The 16,913-nt window shown below is 58.5% G+C and carries 13 protein-coding genes; 4 read left to right on the top strand and 9 right to left on the bottom strand.

Annotated features, from left to right (window positions below; genetic code table 11):
- Positions 1-92 precede the first annotated feature (92 nt).
- The 4 genes from IPH10_09595 to IPH10_09610 all read right to left on the bottom strand — a co-directional run bounded on the left by IPH10_09595 (position 93) and on the right by IPH10_09610 (position 6,785).
- A complete protein-coding gene (locus IPH10_09595; GenBank protein MBK6911165.1) occupies positions 93-1,784 on the bottom strand; it encodes a GAF domain-containing protein in 1,692 nt (563 codons plus the stop codon).
- 2 nt (positions 1,785-1,786) lie between these two features.
- Positions 1,787-5,245, bottom strand: coding sequence for a serine/threonine protein kinase (locus tag IPH10_09600; protein MBK6911166.1), 3,459 nt, complete (start codon positions 5,243-5,245; stop codon positions 1,787-1,789).
- Between the two features lie 149 nt (positions 5,246-5,394).
- A complete protein-coding gene (locus IPH10_09605; protein ID MBK6911167.1) occupies positions 5,395-5,649 on the bottom strand; it encodes a hypothetical protein in 255 nt (84 codons plus the stop codon).
- A gap of 476 nt (positions 5,650-6,125) precedes the next feature.
- Positions 6,126-6,785, bottom strand: coding sequence for a hypothetical protein (locus tag IPH10_09610; GenBank protein MBK6911168.1), 660 nt, complete (start codon positions 6,783-6,785; stop codon positions 6,126-6,128).
- 292 nt (positions 6,786-7,077) lie between these two features.
- On the opposite strand from IPH10_09610, the gene IPH10_09615 reads away from it, so the two are divergent.
- From IPH10_09615 to IPH10_09630, 4 genes are all read left to right on the top strand, one after another.
- Complete coding sequence (locus IPH10_09615) at positions 7,078-7,851, top strand: hypothetical protein (protein ID MBK6911169.1); 774 nt, start codon at positions 7,078-7,080, stop codon at positions 7,849-7,851.
- A 39-nt stretch (positions 7,852-7,890) separates the two neighbouring features.
- A complete protein-coding gene (locus tag IPH10_09620) occupies positions 7,891-8,178 on the top strand; it encodes a hypothetical protein (protein MBK6911170.1) in 288 nt (95 codons plus the stop codon).
- 150 nt (positions 8,179-8,328) lie between these two features.
- Positions 8,329-8,757 (top strand): large-conductance mechanosensitive channel protein MscL, encoded by a 429-nt coding sequence (gene mscL, locus IPH10_09625; protein ID MBK6911171.1) that lies wholly within the window; start codon positions 8,329-8,331, stop codon positions 8,755-8,757.
- Between the two features lie 11 nt (positions 8,758-8,768).
- Positions 8,769-9,692, top strand: a complete 924-nt coding sequence (locus IPH10_09630; GenBank protein MBK6911172.1) for a hypothetical protein — start codon at positions 8,769-8,771, stop codon at positions 9,690-9,692.
- A gap of 72 nt (positions 9,693-9,764) precedes the next feature.
- Here the strand turns inward: IPH10_09630 and IPH10_09635 are convergent, their stop codons facing one another.
- The 5 genes from IPH10_09635 to IPH10_09655 all read right to left on the bottom strand — a co-directional run bounded on the left by IPH10_09635 (position 9,765) and on the right by IPH10_09655 (position 16,913).
- Positions 9,765-10,058 (bottom strand): hypothetical protein, encoded by a 294-nt coding sequence (locus IPH10_09635; GenBank protein ID MBK6911173.1) that lies wholly within the window; start codon positions 10,056-10,058, stop codon positions 9,765-9,767.
- Between the two features lie 33 nt (positions 10,059-10,091).
- A complete protein-coding gene (locus IPH10_09640; GenBank protein ID MBK6911174.1) occupies positions 10,092-10,697 on the bottom strand; it encodes a hypothetical protein in 606 nt (201 codons plus the stop codon).
- Between the two features lie 151 nt (positions 10,698-10,848).
- Positions 10,849-12,468, bottom strand: coding sequence for a CHRD domain-containing protein (locus IPH10_09645; GenBank protein MBK6911175.1), 1,620 nt, complete (start codon positions 12,466-12,468; stop codon positions 10,849-10,851).
- A gap of 374 nt (positions 12,469-12,842) precedes the next feature.
- Complete coding sequence (locus IPH10_09650) at positions 12,843-14,453, bottom strand: T9SS type A sorting domain-containing protein (GenBank protein MBK6911176.1); 1,611 nt, start codon at positions 14,451-14,453, stop codon at positions 12,843-12,845.
- Between the two features lie 429 nt (positions 14,454-14,882).
- On the bottom strand, positions 14,883-16,913 hold the full coding sequence (locus IPH10_09655) for a T9SS type A sorting domain-containing protein (protein MBK6911177.1): 2,031 nt from the start codon (positions 16,911-16,913) through the stop codon (positions 14,883-14,885).

Raw genomic sequence — 16,913 nt, forward strand, 5'->3', positions numbered from 1 at the left:
GTATGGTGCGCATGGGACATAGCAAAGAAATATACAAAAACCCGCGGCCTCTTGCAACCACGGGTTTGTATGATTCACAATCAGGCGGCGGACTATGCTGTAACGGCAGCCTCGTCGTAGGCCGGGAAATTCAGGGTGATGGTGGTGCCGACCCCGACTTGTGATTCGAGTTTCAATTCGGCGCCGTGAATTTCGGCGATATTGCGGATGATCGGCAAACCCAATCCGGTGCCGCGATCGCCTTTGGTTGAATAGTAGGGTTCAAAGATTTTGTCGAGCTGATCCGCAGGGATGCCCGTTCCGGTATCGGAAACGGAGACAATGACGCGACCACCGCTGCGCCGCACGGCCAGTGTGAGCACGCCGCGTTCGACGGATTCCATGGCATGAACCGAATTGATGATCATATTGATGAAGGCCGATTCGAGTCCGTGCGGATCTCCGATGACAAAGGCGCTGTCATCAAGATCGAGTTCGAGCTTAAACTCGGCTGCCTCGTCGCGGCTGAAGCCACGCAAACTGCCGGTTGTCGTTTCCAGCAGGTCCACGACCGAGCTCAGCAACTCGCGCATGTCCACGACTGTGAAATCGGGCTCGACCGGGCGGGTCAGGTTGCGCAAGTTGCGGGCGATTTTTTCGATGCGTTCCGTCAGGGCGGAGATTGTACTCAGGTCTTTGCGAACCGAGTCGTCGAGCGGAACGCCTTCGCGCTCCAAGCGCATGGCCAGCAGTTCGACGCGCCCCTTGACGGGCTGCAAGCTGTTGTTGATTTCGTGTGCGATACCGCCGGCGAGCTGATTGACGGTCAGTTTCTTTTCGGATTCAATCAGATGCTGTTCGAGCATTTTCTGCATCGTCACGTCTTCGAGGATCAAGCCGGCGCGTTCCCGGCCGTCGAAGGCGCGGGTAAGTTTGAAGAACGAGTAGGCGACGGCGCGCTCGTTGAGTTTCATGGTCATGCGGCCAACATCACCGGTGCGGCGGAACTGGTCGTGGGCCGCGGACAGGGCCACGATGGCGGCTTCGCAGCATCCGGAGTTGTTGAGGGGCGATCCGATACGCAAACTTGAGCCGAGGATTGTCATGGCCTGCGGGTTGGCGAAGTCCACGTTGCCGTCGCGGTCGAGAATCAACACTCCATGTGGTTGGCTTTGCAGAATGGCGGCCAGATATTCTTGCAGGTCTTTGTAGCGCGCTTTGGAATCTTTTTCAGCGGCGTAGAGGCGCGCGGTTTCGAGAGCGACGGCGGCGAGATGCACAAAGGTCTCAAACAGCGACAGGCTGGTCTGATCGAAGACGCCGGCGAGCTTGGTGGTGTCCACGTACGCGACGCCGAGCAGGTTGTTCTTCGAAATCAGCGGCGCGCCCATAATGGAACGTACCTGCATTTTGGCGATGGACTGCTGCTGCGAGAGATCGGACGCACCGATGACGTCATTGATAAGAATTGAGCTGCGTCCATCAATTACACGGCGGATGATCGTTTGTGACGCGGCGGTTTCGGCGTCGGCGATTTCGGTGGCAATGTTGCGGGCGACGGCGAAGCGCCACTCGCCATTGGGCTCAACGAGCACGAGGAAACCGCGTTCCGCTCCGGTGAGTTCCATCGCGGCGCTCATGGCGCGTTCGAGAATCGCCGCAGGCGTCATGTCGCGATTAATGTCTTCAATCAACGCGGAGAGTTTGGCGAGACCGGAGGCAAGTCCGCCGGTCGGGTCGAGGTCCGCGCCCTGGCCATGGCCGGGCGTCAATTCGTTGAGTTCGTCGAAAAAATCCAGTGCCACATTTACCTCGGTGCTTGCATACCTTTGCGGAGTTCGACGGCTTCGTTCTTGAAGCGAATGATGTGCGGCGCCTGCAGGAAGGTGGCTTGCCGGTCTTCGGGCAGACGAGATGCGATTGCTTTCAGAATGGCCACGCCGCGGCCGAATTCATCCAGCGCTCGTTTAGGCTGTCCGGACTTGGCGAGCTGCCGTCCGGTCGCCCAATGGAATTTCCAGAGCAGATCGGGATAGATCGAGATTTTGCGCAGCGCGACCTGCCATTGAACGGGATCAATGGTGACGCCTTCGAAGAAGGACTCCGTCAATTGGGTCCGCGCGGCGGTGAAGGGGTCCCATTTTGTGTCCGCGACTTTGCGGGCTTGAGCGAGTTCATCGTGAATTGCTTCGCCGTGCCCGCAATCGGCGGCGATTTGGCAGCGCGTCAAGTGCAGATGGAGAAGCGCGAGCGGATCGGCTTCGTCGGACAGCAATTCGTGTGCGCGGTCGGCGGCGGCGGCGGCGCGTTCAATTTCGCCGCGTCGGCAATAAAGCGTCGCGAGGCCTTCCCAAGCCTGTCCTTCGGCCTTGCGCGTTCCGACGGCGCTGGCGATATCGCGCGCGGATGAGAGCACCTGCTCGGAGTCCTCGATTTCTTCGAGGGTGAGGAGCAGTTTGCCGAGGTAGATCATGGGCTCCAGTTGGAGCTCTTGATCGTCAAGCGCGTCGGCGCCTTTGACGGCTTCATTCAGATAGGCCATAGCGCGCGTGTAGTCGGCGCGTTGATAGGCCAATTCGCCGAGGTTGCTCAGGATTTCCGTTTGTTCGCGCGGACTTTGCAGTTCGCGGAACAGGGCCAGGGATTTCAGGTAGTAATCTTCGGCGGCGCGGAGTTCCCCGGTTTCGAGCGCGTCAATGCCCAAGTTGTTGTAGATACCCGCCAAGCGGTGCACGTCGTCAATTTCGCGCGAGAGATCGGCGCAGCGCTGCCAAAGACTGCGGGCGCGTAAACGATCACCGGATTGCGCGGCGAGGACGCCGAGGTTGTTGTACATGTTGGCGATGCCCTTGCGATCACCGAGCGCTTCAAAGACTTCCAGGCAGCGCTGCCAATAGAGCTTGGCGACGTCGGTATCTCCGCGATAGAAGGCGAGCGTCGCGACGGTATTGAGCAAGAGCGCGAAGTCGGGTTCGGTGGAGTCGGCGGGCATGCGCATGAGGCCGGACTCGGCCAACTCACGCGCGCGGTCTCCGGCGCCGCGCTTGAATTCGATCCACGCCAGCGTGCCCAACACGGATCCTGCGACCTGCGCCGTGCTCTTGTCGAGGAGCGGCAGGCAGCGTTGCAGGATTTGTTCGGCCTGTTCGGTGTGCCCGAGCTTTTCGCGCAGGTTGGCGAAGCGGGCGAACTGCGGCAGGCTGTCGGGTGTGACCGGCGCGGTGCCGTTGCGCGTCACATCGGCGAGGATGTCGGCGGCGCGCACGAGATCACTTGCGATATACTCGATGCGCGAGAGTTCGATCAAACAGACGGTGCGGTGCGGCTCGGGCGCGTGATGCGAAGCGTGTTCGAGCAGGGTGCGCGCCCAGGCGAGCTTGCCGCGGCGGATGCCACTTTTGATCGTAGCGGAGATTTGTTCAGCCGGGGCGTTGAAGTGGCCGGAGAGAAAGTCGTGGAACAGCGCTTCCTCGGCGCGCACGGAGTCGTCCGGCACGTCCGCCTGCATCCAATGGCTATGCATCGTCTCATGGATAACGCGCCGGTCGGTTTCACGCATGAGTGACTGCAGGACCTGATGCAGGGCGGAGTGACGCAGCTCAAGTCCGTCGGCGCGCTCGCCAATCCATCCTGTCTGGCGCAGTTCGGCGAGTGTGCCCGCAGGGTCGGCGCCGGCGTTTGACTTCACGATGAACTCGACAACTGCCAGCGGCAGCGGGGACAATGAACAGGCGAAGCAACGCAGCAGTGCGTTCGCTTCCGGGCTCAATTGGGCGATGCGGTCGGTGACGGCGGCGTAGACGTGTTTGTGTACGGGCAGTTTCCAGCGACCGGGCAGCAGCTCCCAACCTTGGAGGCCGATGCGCAGTTGGTCGGCGGCGACGAGTTCATCGAGCGCGGCTTCGAGCGCGGACGGGAAACCGAGTGTCTGTCCGAGCAGATGCGCTTTGAAGTCATCGGGGAATTGGTTATCCGGGAACGTGGCGGTCACGAATTTGTGAATTCCGACATCGTCGAGCGGCGTGAGCGCGACATTCTGCCACAGTCCGGGGAATGTCGGCAGGCCGTCAGGATATGCGCCCGCGAAGATCAGCCAGCAACGATGCGCGGCGGCGTTTTGCGCAACCGCGGTAAGGCGTGCGGCGTCAATGGTATCGGCGTTGGGCAGCAGCAGTGCCTGCGGAAATTGCGAATCGTGCGGCAGTTCGCGGCTATTGTTGACGATGCGCGTAGCGACTCCGGCGAGCGTCAATTCGACGGCGAACTCCTTGAGCAGGCGTGTGCGGCCCAGTCCGGCGCGCGCGCTAATCAGGATGTTGGGCGGTTGTTCTCCGGACTTCATGAGTTCGCGGAGCGCCACGAGTTGATCGCGCACGTCATGATTGGTGACCATTCCGGACGACGAGATATAGGCCCGGCGCGTTTCGGCGGTTTCGTAGGCGAAGTTGACGCCGTCGCGCTCGTTGAGCATGGCGATCGTGTGGCGCGCGGAGGCCGGTCGGTCTTTGGGATTCGTGTGAACGAGCGCCGCGATGACGTCGGCGAGTCCGATTGGCAGGTCGGGCCGGAAACGCAACGGATGCGGCGCTTCCGTGCGTGACCGTGACTGCGAATTGGCAATGGCATCCAGGCCGTCGAAGGGCAATCGTCCCGTGGCGAGCCGGTAGATGAGCATGCCGAGGGCGTACAAGTCGGTGGCAATCGTCGCGGGCGCATGGGCAAGCAGCTCGGGGGCCATATAGTCGAGCGTTCCGCCGGGGAGATCCACTTCGTCATCGTGCCCACCGGCGAGTCCGAAGTCCACGAGTTTAAGCGCGGCAAACTCGCCGTTAGGGGAGAGCCTGCCGAGGACGTTACCGGGTTTAATGTCGCGATGCAAGAGACCCCGGCTATGGAGGAAGGCCAAGGCGCGGCAGAGTCCGACGAGCACGACGCGCAGTTGTTCGGGCGACCACTGTTTGATCAGTTGATCCAGCGGTTTGCCGTCCACGAATTCGCAGGTGAAGTAGTAGCCGCCTTGATCGGGCGGGAGTGCTCCGAAGTCATAGACCTCGGGGATGTGCGGGTGAAGCACACCGCGAATGCTGCGGAATTCGGCGCGGAAATTTTCGGCGGCCTGGTCATCGTGAAGCGATTTCAGGGTTTTGAGCGCCATGATTTGATTGGCTCGACGCGCATCCACGACCAAATAGACCACGCCCATGCCGCCGGAGGCGATGGTCCGTAGTATTTGGTATCGGGATTCAATTGCAAACGCGTCGTGCATCGTCAACCCATTCGTCGAATCGTGCTGAAATCACGACCGCAGCGTCGGTTATTGGCAACCGTGCTGCGGTTTTCTACTTATGTCAACTGAAGTAAAACAAAAACCCGGCCAGTCACGGCCGGGTCAAGGTCATAGTTGTGAAAAACCGTTTAGCCACTGATCCTCTGGCTGATGATGTAGCGGCTGAAGTGGTTGGTCAGTCCAACGAGAGCGTGTCCGGTCCAATCCACCCAGTGCGGCATTTCCAACAAACTGCCATCATCTTGAACGTAGAAGATAGCGACATCACGTTCGAGATCAATCCGATCCGGGTCGAGGCCCAGATACTGGAAATCAATTCTAATCCAGATGTCGCCGCTGAAGTTTTTGATACCGAGCTTGATCTTCTTAATGGGCGAAATCATGTGTGCGTCCTTCCTGTATGTGCATTGTTTGTCAATCATGTTCAGGTTGCTACATTGCAACGCATGTGCCGACTATATTGAGACTATTGCGGTGATGATTTACAGTAGTTTATTGTACTGACCTGATTGAGCCCTGGTTTTAATGAACCGGTCATTGCCGAAATGCACCACGCTAAGGTGAGTTGATCTGAGCACACTGTGAGATCGAATTCGACTAATTGGCATACAAACTACTTCTGCGGTTAAGCATTAGCCGAAATTAGATCTCCCGCCCGGCTTGCTCAAGGCCGAGCGGGAGATCAGGAGTGCACATGCAGGGTGCGAGGTCGTCCGAATTATAGAACCAGAAAGATCAGATAGCGTCGTGTAATACGCAGCATTGTTTGTCCCCATTTTAGTCAGAAGGCCGAAGCAGATGTGAAGACCTCGGTCCGGACGACGACCCGGAGGATCGCCGCCCGGACCAACCACGGAGATTAGGCGATAATGTACCGGCTGAAGTGATCCACGCTGACCGAGATGGTCTTGGCGGCGGGATCAAAGAAGCGTTCGGCCTGCTCGACCGTCAGCGAACCGTCGGGCGCCATATACCAGATTTGCAGTTGTGATGCGTCCAGCGGTTCAATGCCGGCGCGCTCACAGTAGTCAGGATCGTACTGGGTTCCGGCATAGGACAGCGACAAGCGCACGGGTGATCCATCGGCGAAGAAGAGTGGGCTGGGACCGCAGTCCACGCCGATGCCGGTGCCGGAGGCCAAGGCCAGCGTGAAGTTGACCGTTCCATCAATTGCGCCGACGGGTACGACGAAGTTGTGGCTGCCGCAGCGGACGATACCGCCGACGGCGCCGTCAATCGGGACGGGAGTGGCGCCTAACTGGCCAACGGGACGGCGATTCGGATTGATGTCCATACCCGGCGCGTCCCAGTAATCTTCGTCCATGATGACGGGAATCGGGCGACCGGGGACAATTTCGTCACCGGGCTGGGGATTCCAGAGATCGGTCGCGGTGTCCGCGGAGTCTGAGTTGGCCGTGGGCGCCTCGAAGAGACTACAGCCCAGAGTGAACAATGCCACCGCGAGAATACCCGTCAGAAGCGCAACGGATCGAAAAAGTGAGTGGGCTCGGGGCTTCATGGTCAAGACCTCATCGTTTTTCTGCTTGTCTGGGTTGAAGGATGGCAACGTGTATGCCAACTATAGTAGGTGTACTAACCCGTTGAGGAAGGGTGGTGTTTTATCAAGGGATTGCGAATAGAATTACCTATTTGGGGCCGCTCGGTCGGAGATAAAGGAAGTGGTGGAAATGCTGAATAGACTCGTGTAAAGGGGCCAATGTTGGTGGAAATCCCCGCAGAATTGGGTCGGAGTCTTTCCATTTCAAGGGAAAGTTTGTACATTCGACAAGACCTCAACGAAAGGAGTCACTGTGAGACGAGTAGGATTATTGCTGGTTTGCCTGATGGTGGCGACCACGGTTTGGGCGGCGGAGCCGCGGCCGATGGTCAAGTCAGCGGGTGAGCTGGCCTGGGCCGCGATACCGGACGACACTCCGGACGAGGAGCAGGTCCGGCTGGCCAAGGAGTATTTGGACAAGTACCCGACCGAGATACCGCTGTTGCGGAGCGTTCAGAATGTTCTGAATCGGAAGTCGGACTTGACGGTCGAGTTTTGGAAGGAGCGGATGGACAAGCAGCCGACGACGGCGAACCGCTACTTGTACGCGCGGAAGACGGGCGATGCGGCGATCATGGCCGAGCAAGCCCAGGCGATTTTGCGCGACGACGCCACGAATTTCTGGGGCGATTATTTGGCGGCGGTGGCGGAATGGAGCAAAGAGGAGCCGGACCTGAAGAAGGTGGCGGCGCACTTTGACGCAGCGATTGAGAAGGATCCGTCCCGTCCGGAAGGCTGGGGCTATGCGGCGGAAGTGGCCGAAGAGCTGAAGGACTTGGACAAGGCGCTGCGGATGTATCAGGCCGAAGCAGTTGTGAAGCCTGGCGAAAAGGGACCGACGCTGTCCATGCTCGGGATTTTCGCCCAGCAGCGCAATTCGGAGAAGTACTTCGCGCTGGTCAGCGAAGTCTTGCCGAGCGAACCGCCGCTCAGTTTTCAATTGGGGATGCACGGCACCGATCACCTGATGAGCTCGTCCGATTTGGGCGGGCAGTATTCGGTGCTCGAGATGTTCACCTATTGGTGAAGGGGCTGTGTGCAGCGGTCGCTGCCGGAAATGAATGCCTTGAAGAGTGAGAACAAGTTGCCGTTTCCTGTTTATGCCGTGCATGCTGAAGGCAACAGTGAGAAGGCCAACGCGCTGATGGATTCGACGGACGTGAACGGTAAGCCGTGGACGCTCGACTTTGTTTATGGTGACAAGGCTTTGAGTGAGCGTTTGGGTGTGGCGGGCTACCCGTCTTACTATGTGATTGACGACCGGGCGCGTCCGCGCGCGCTGGTGTACGGTCATCCGGAAGATACGATTGGCACGTTGCAATGGTTGATCGAGGAGCTCAAGAAGCGCGGTTAGACAATTTTTGTTGAGTCAGAACAAAACCCACTCGGTTGAGTGGGTTTGTTCGTTTGTGGGGATTTGAATTGGTCGGGCTGGGTGGAGCAGTTGAATTTGTGAGGGAATTTGGATAGATTTGTCTTTAACCCAACCACAAAGGAGAATCAAATGTTCAAGGAATTCAAAGAGTTTGTGATGCGGGGCAATGTCCTCGATATGGCCGTGGGTATTATCATGGGTGCCGCGTTCGGTCCAATTGTGGGGAAGCTGGTGGATGGCATCCTGATGCCGCCGTTGGGGCTGGTGCTGGGCAATGTGGATTTCACCAACATCTTCATTGTGTTGAAGGAAGGTGCGACCGCCGGTCCGTACGCATCGCTGGCCGCGGCGAAGGGCGCAGGTGCAGTGGTGATGGCGGTGGGCGATTGGCTGAATTCGATCGTGACGTTTTTGATTACGGCGTTCGCGATATTCATGGTGGTCAAGGCCGCCAATGCGGCGCGCCGCAAGGAAGAAGCCGCTCCGGCTACTCCTCCCGCTCCGCCGAAGTCGGAAGTTTTGCTTGAAGAGATTCGTGATTTGCTGAAGAAGAAATAACCTGACAGACGATGATGAAGACGATTACGTTACTGACAATTTTGCTGGTGAGCGCGGTGACCGCGTTCGCGGGCGACCAACCGGAGCCGGGTCCGTGGAAGGTGGATATTTCGACAGGCGTGGTGACCACGCAGTCGGCCTACTCGGACAACTGGACGGGCGGTGAAGCGGGCTCGATCAACTGGATCGGGTTTTACACGAGCATGACGAAGCGGCAGTTGTCGCGCAACTGGTACACGCAGTTTGATTGGAAGCTCGCCTTTGGGCAGACGCACGTTCAGGACAAGGAGAGCAAAGACTGGCAGTCGCCGACGAAGTCGGAAGACAAGATTCGTTACGACGCGATATTGAAGCTGACGAAGGGATGGTTCGCCGATCCATACTTCGCGCTGACTTTTGAATCGCAGTTCCTCGACGCATCGAGTCCGTTCACGGCGCGCTATGTCAATCCGATGGAGTTCACGGAGTCGTCGGGTTTGGCGCGGACAATCGTCGAGGTGCCTGACAAGACGAAGCTGACGACGCGTCTCGGTATCGGATTACGCGAGCGCATTGCGCGGTTTGACGATCCGGCCGATACGCTGAGCGCGACGCCGGGCACGAAGTCGGAAAGCACGGTGGACGGCGGCGCCGAATGGGTGACGGACTTGCTGTTGGGTTCGGCAGCATCGAAATACAGTTTCAACTCGAAGCTGACGGTGTTTCAGTCGCTGTTCAATTCGAAGGAAGACGAACTTCCGAACGACTATTGGAAGACGGCCGATGCGAACTGGGACAACCAGTTGCGCGTGAAGGTATCGTCGCTGATCAATGTCGGGTTGGCCTGGCAGTTGTTGTACGACAAGGAGATTGATTTAGGCGGCCGCCTGAAGCAGTCGCTGAGCGTGGGGTTGGTTTACAACTGGGCGAACTTTGACAAGGCCGCCGAGAAGTAGTAACGATTGGCGAGATTGATTCACGAAAAAGCCCACTCGATTGAGTGGGCTTTTTGCGATGCATGCGAGTCGTTATTTCGTGACGGTGACGGTCTGCGGGTAAATGGTGACCCAGCCCGTGATGATGCCGATGACGATGTCGTCAATGGCTTGCTGCGTTTGAATGTTGTAGTTCTCGGCGCCGCCCGCAAGCGTCTTGGCGTCCACCGTTGTCAGCGGTACGAGTCCCCAGAGGGCGAACCATTGTTTCTTCTTTTTGGACACGCCGGATTGCGCGCCTGTACCGACCTGATGATCAAACGTCCAGCAGCCGGAGAGCGCGGCGCACATCGCGAGCACGAGCGCGAGCTTGAGCATTTTCTTCATGCCAGTTGACCTTCTTGCTTGTTGAGAGGGAAGCTAACGGGAATTGCTTGATGAAATTCGGCGCAGGGTGCCGAGCGATGACTCGACGGCGCGCGCTTCGGTGGGCCACATACTGACCGGAACCGTATAGTCGAGACTGACGGGCTGGTCGGCATGCAGGATGATCTTGGCGTGAATGAGCTGCGGGCTGCGGCTGAAGAGCTGGAGGGCCCGTACGCCGGCGATGTTAATCCACTGTTCGCGGACTTCAATATCTTTGCGCTGTTCGCGGTACACTCGAGCGACTTCGCCGGCCCAGGCGAGAAAGTCGCGTTGTAAGTCCACGGCACGAGGAAAGGTGCTGACGAGTAGCATTGGTCCACCCGACACATGCTTAAAGACGTATGTCGGCAGGAGCCGCAGCTCCGAGGTGTCACGCGCGGCAACATCAAGGATTCGCGCGAACGTTGAGCTATCCACTTCAGCCCATTGCGCAGGGGCCTGCAAGCGGACGCCGCCGACTTCGATGACGCTGCCGAGCAGCGTGGAGTCCACGTTGAATTCAAGTGGTTCGAAGACGCCATCTGGCGCGGCGGACTTGTCGCGGGAACAAGCCGCCATCAGCAGGGACAAGGCCAACACAGTCAGGGCAATGCGCATGGCGAAATGATACGCAGAAATCGCAAAAACCGCAAGGAAAAAGGAAAGCGGGGCGAGTCTGTTGGACTCGCCCCGCTGTTCACATCATGCTCACCCGGGCTAAGGGCCCGGTGCCACGGTTACCCTTGGGTGCGGCTTCGGCGCTGATTGGTTACTTCATCAGGACCATTTTCTGCTGAGCCGTGAAGCCGTTGACCGTGATCTGATAGAGATAGACACCGGAGGCGAGGCCGGCGCCATCGAAACTGAGCTGATGACGGCCCGCCGCGAAGTAGGTGTCGGTTAGCGTGGCGATCTCTTGGCCCGAGATGTTGAAGACCTTCAGGTTGACATGGCCAGCTTCGGCGAGGTCAAAGGAGATCGTCGTTTCCGGGTTGAAGGGGTTGGGGTAGTTCTGATGCAGAGCATAGGTGCTGATGACGCCCGCGCTGCTTTGCGGAGTCGCATTGACCGTGGCCAGCGTTTCGCGCGAACCGTCGGCATTGACGGCGACCAGCGAGTAGCCGTAGGTCGTGCCGTTCACCACGGTTGCGTCCACCCACGAATATTCGGCGCCAGTGGCCGTATTTTGCGCGGCGATCTGGGCCATGGTAGCGCCGTCCCGAACGACTTCAAAGCGATCCAAATTCGATTCCGAGGCCGTGACCCAATTCAAGGTCACCGAGGCATCGCCGGCGGTAGCATCGAAGCTGTTCAATTCGACCGGGAGAATCTGATCAAGCGTGACGCAGATACAGCCGTTGCCGCGAATCTCGAGCCAGAACCAACCGTTGGTCCACTGCCAGTTGCCAAAGAACTCCTGAATGTAATCGGACGGTTCACAATCAACATCGCAAGGATTCAGGCAGCCGAAGCGCTTGGTCACGACGGGGAACTGCCCTTCCGGCACACCCCAAACGCGAATATACGAGCTTTGATCGGCGCAGAGGGCGATGCACTGTGATTCACCGACATCGGTGGTCGCATCGAAGACGGCGTTTTCGGGAATGCATACGCAGATAATCTGGCCACGGATTTCGCCGCCGGGGTAGTTCGGAGCCGGGGTATGCACGTTGACGTAAAGGCCTTCATTCTTGAAGAGCGGCACATCAGCGGCAGCGATAGCGTAGTTGCCGCCCGCGCTGAGATTGGTCAGATTTTGCAGGCCGACGATGACCGGGCCATTGGTCCCGGCAGGAGCGCGATGGAAATGCGCGGCGGATACGGTGGCGGGGGCGTTCAAGCCGGCCCAGGCAATCGCGTACTCAACATTAGTCTCGGCGGCATTCAGGCGAAACCAGCCGAAGCCGCGACCATTGGAGACGACGGCGGGATTCTGGACTTCTTGAGCCGGGTCGAGACTGGCAACGCACGTCCCACGCGTCAGAAGTTGACCGCGAATCTCACCAGCAGGGTAGTTCGGAGTGTGCACGTTTACATAGTAGCCATGCGCATCGAGCAGGGCGATTTGCGCAGGCGTCAAGTCCATCCAGACGCCGCTGGCGCCGGTGTTCGTGAGATTCTGGAGCCCGTGAATAACGCCGCCTGCGACGCCGACATTGCCGGTATGGATGTGCGCTGCGGAGACGTTGGCGGTTAGATTGCCCCACCAGATCGTGTAGTAGAGATCGTCGCCGATTAGTTCACAGCGAGCCCAACCTTGGCCGGATGTAGCCAAAACCGGCGGAGTCTCCTGATTCCCGTTGAGATAGGCGAAATGGGTGTAGGGCCCGGCGATGGCGGCACTTGCCATCAGGGTGAAGAGAATACCAAACAGTAGCTTGCGGTGCATAGCGACTCCTTAGGTTGACGCGACACATAACTTGACGACTTTTGTCGTATTCAACATAGGGCACGTGGTGTTAGGAGTCAATCGAATTGGGGCGTCGCGGCAGGAAGTCTTGCAGGGTGTGCTTGCACGTAGTGGGTTAATATTGCTGAATATAGGCGAGAAGGTATCGCATTGGATGCGATTTCCTCGGAAAATTCGTGAGTATGTCACAGAATGAGCGAGAATAGGTGCACGGGAGCAGAACGAAAGCGGGGCGAGTCTAAAAGACTCGCCCCGCTCACTTTTGTGCTCCATCGGGCTGAAGCCCGATACGAGATACTATCGGTTACTAAGCCCCAGCGGCCGCGCCCGGGCTCAGCGACCAGCCGGGCTGGTTACTTCATCAGGACCATCTTGTGCTGGGCCGTAAACGAGCCAGCGGTCAGACGGTAGAGGTAGATGCCCGAGGTCAACGCCGACGCATTGAAGTTGACGCTGTGCGTACCGGCATTCAGATTACCGTTCACCAACGACGCGACCTGCTGACCGGCGACATTGAAGACGGTCAAGGAGACGTTGCTGGCTTCAGCCAATTCGAAACCGATGGTGGTCTCCGGGTTGAACGGGTTGGGGTAGTTCTGATGCAGGGCGAAGTTGCTGACCACGTTCTGCTCACCACGCGGCGTGGCCGAAGCGGTGGACATCACGTCGCGCTGGCCATTCAACGACAGGCAGACCAGCTGATAGCTGTAGGTCACGCCAGCTTCGACATTGTTATCCACGAAGCTGTAGGTCGCACCCATCGCGTCGTTGCGAGCGGAGACGGTCGTGACGACGGCGCCGTCGCGAACGATTTCGAAGCGATCCAAACCGGCTTCGGAGGCGGTGGTCCAGTTCAGGTTAACGAGCGCAGCGCCCGCGGTCGCCGTAAAGGAGGCCAGTTCGACCGGCAGCCAATTGTCACCCGGAATATCGAGCGTGTAGCAGATGGTGCAGCCTTCGGCATCCACGAGAACCTGCGACTGGGCCTGACCTTCGCAGGGCATGAGCTTCTTCGGCCAAAGGCCTTCCGAGCACGCTTGCAGGCGAACATCGAGATAGGCGCTTTCCACGGGCTGGGTAATGCAGACCTGCACCTGACCGAGGGCATCGGTGAAGGCGCCGGTGGTGGACAGCGTGCCGACGTTGTTCAGCTCGGCCAGATTGATCCAAACTCCGGAGACCGACGAGTTACCAAGGCTAAGGGCGTAGGCACCGCGCACGAGGGTGATCGTGGCACAGATGGTGGCCACGCCGTCACTGATGACGACCGGATCCGTGGCGATGAGCAATTCGTCGCCGCAGTTGACCACGTTCTTGGCGAACGTCGGGTCAAGGTCGGCTTCATATCCGAGCGCGTCGAGGACCAGCACATTGGCCGGGTCGTTGTTGAGCGGGTCGGAGTTGAAGACGGTATTGACATACGGGAAGGCCGGGGTGTCGCCGACGTTCGGGTAGCCACGACCAGCATCGGTGTGAACGTAGGGGATGCCGTCGTTAACGCCGCCGCTGCGGTCGGTCGAGAGCTTCCAGACGGCCAACTGCTTGATGCGGTCGGTCTGGGCATCCACGACATCGAAGTTCGTCAGGACGTAGGCCATCGCCGGGGTGACGGTCGGGTAGAGCGGATCTACGATGCAATCTTCGATGTCCACGCAGTAGGGATCCTGCTGCAACGCGTGATCCATGTCGGTGCAATAGGTATAGAAGGTGCTGGGCAGGTCCGGGCAGTTGCTGGTGGTGAAGCAAAACATCGCCAGGCGAAAGTTGTTGCTGCCGCCAGGCCATTGGGTTGTGCCACTGTGCGTTCCATAGACATAGCCCTGGAAATCAATGACGCACTGGTCATCGAGAGTGCGGACAGGTCCGCGATCATCTCCAGGGACGTTTACGGGCGCATTGACATCATTTGATGCGAACGCGGCGACCGCGCAGAGCATCAAGGCAAACAGTTTGAGAGTTTTCATCGTTTTCGGGGACCCCTTTAGGCTATTTGAGTTCTCATTTCATAGTACATGAGCGTTCACGTCCACAATGTTGTGGACCCGCAACATTCTTCACCTAAAAGATACGATTGAATTGACGGCGAGTCAAATAGAATGAGTCTATTTATTGTACTGTTAGTTCAATGTATTGATGACCCTACTGACTTACTGTTCACAAAATGTTGACAGTTTCAAACGATTGCCCGCACAGAGATTACGGGGCATTTTATGAGGGCGGGTTCGGTTCGTCCGTGCGCGGTCTGGTGCAGTATTTAGGCCAATAGCATGCTAATGGGACGTGATAGGGAATATTTGGAGAGGCATAAACGAACAGGGCGAGCCAAATGGCTCGCCCTGTTGTGTTGTTTCATCGGAAAGTCCGGGCGCGGGGCCCGATCTGGTTTCCGGGTCTTACTTCAGCAGGACCATCTTCTGGTGGGCCGAGAAGCTGCCCGCGCGCAGCGAATAGAAGTAGAGGCCGGACGGGAGATTGGTTCCGTCAAAGTTCACGGTGTGTTGGCCGGCATTCATCAAGCCATTGGCCAGAACCGCGACTTCCTGACCGAGCGCATTGACGACAGTCAGCTTGACATCCACGACTTCAGGCAAGCTGAAGGTAATGGCGGTCGTGGGATTGAACGGATTCGGGTAGTTCTGCGCCAGCGAGTACGTGGTGATCAGCGCGGCTCCGGCGATCGGGGCAGCGGTTTCGGTGGCCAGTGTCTGGCGGGAACCGTCCTGGTTAACGAGCACCAGCGTGTATGTGTACGCGGTGCCGTTGACGACATTGTTGTCGGTCCAAGAATAGTTGGCACCAGTGGCGCTGTTTTCGGCGCTGATTTGGGTTTGCGTCAGGCCGTCCCGCGTGACTTCGAAACGGTCGGCATTCGTCTCGGAGGCGGTGCTCCAGGCCAGTTGAACCTGACCGTCGCCGGCGGTCGCGGAGAAGTTGTTGAGTTCGACGGGCAAGAGGCGATCCACGCAGAAGCAGTAACAGCCGCCGTCAATGGACCCGAGGTCCGTGCACCAGAGCTGCTGATCCGGGAGGTAGATCCAATCCATGTAGAGGTACGGATAGGCGGGCGAGCAGTCGCTTTCACAGCCGCTGGGCGGAATGGTGCGGGCGACGCTGCAGCCGTCCGCCCACGTGGCGACGGGGCGTTGTTCGGGGCTGGCCGGGCCGACGAAGATCTTCTGAATCTGGTTGGGGCAAATGGTCAGGCACTGGCAGAAGGGCACTTCGTCTACGGTGAAGTAGTAGTCGCGCTGGTCGCAATTGACGCACGGCACATCGGAGTCGTGGACGTTCAGACCGAAGTTTCCGAACTGAGCGTTGTAACCGTTGACCAGGATGTAGTAGGTGACACCGACCTCGCTGCACCACTCGACGTACGATGCCAGATCATATTCCGGGCAGTACTCGTGGTAGACGCCGTCGTTATCGTAGTATCCACCCCAATCGTCGTTGGCGGTGACGCACTGGAGTTCGCCGCAGTTACCGCGGTAGACATGCAATTTGGTGTCGAAGTCGGTCAATTCCGAGCAGGTCGATGCCGACATCCACGAACCCGTGCCGGTGACGGCATACCAGACGGCGCAGGACGCGACGGGGGATTCACATGCGGCATCATCGGTGTAGAAAGCGCCGTCATGGGTGTTGCCGTACACGAAGTCCCAACCGTCCACGTTGAATTCAATGGCGGAGGCGGTATTGCAGTAAGAATTCGGCGCGGCTTCGGTACAGCCGGACGCGAGCGCAAGGCAGGATTCACCCTGACCGATGTTCAGGAAGTATGTCCCGAGACTTGAACAATAGCCGTCAATGACGATGTAATACGTGCCGTTCTGAGTGAGGTCCACGGTGATGCAGGACGAGTAGCCGAAGTCGTCGGAGCAGGCGTACAAGTACTCGTCACCGGACACGTTGAATTCTGCGTCGTCATTGCAATCAACCAAGGTCGAGCCTTCGAGGCCGGGGCAGCCGAACCAGAGGCTCAGGATGGTGTCAAAGGACGAGCCGCAGGTGGAGAGGGTGTAACGGCCGGGGAGCAGGCCGTTGGGTCCGATGACGAGGGAGTAGACGTGTTCGACGCCGTCGCAGCCGCAGGAGTAGTCGTCGGTTCCAGTGGGCAGATCGTTAACAGAATTTTCGTCGAGCAGGCCGGAGTCAAAGTACGGGACGGCAGGCACGGCGACCGCAGATTCGCAGGTTTCGCCGCCGTCGTCGAGGCGAGCGGGCGCTTTGCGGGTGTTCAGCGCGGCCAACTCGTTCGAAAGAGCAGCGAGTTGGAATTTGAGGTCGGCGACATCGGCACGGGCGCTGCGGGCCGTTTGGATCGCTTGGCGCTTAGCGGCAATGTCGGACTTAATTTCTTGGGGGCTGCGGGCAAAGGCCGCGGCGGTCAGCAGACAGAGACAAACAACGTAAACAAACTTTTTCAT

This window comes from bacterium (assembly GCA_016702305.1).
In the GTDB taxonomy this organism is placed as follows: domain Bacteria; phylum Electryoneota; class RPQS01; order RPQS01; family RPQS01; genus JABWCQ01.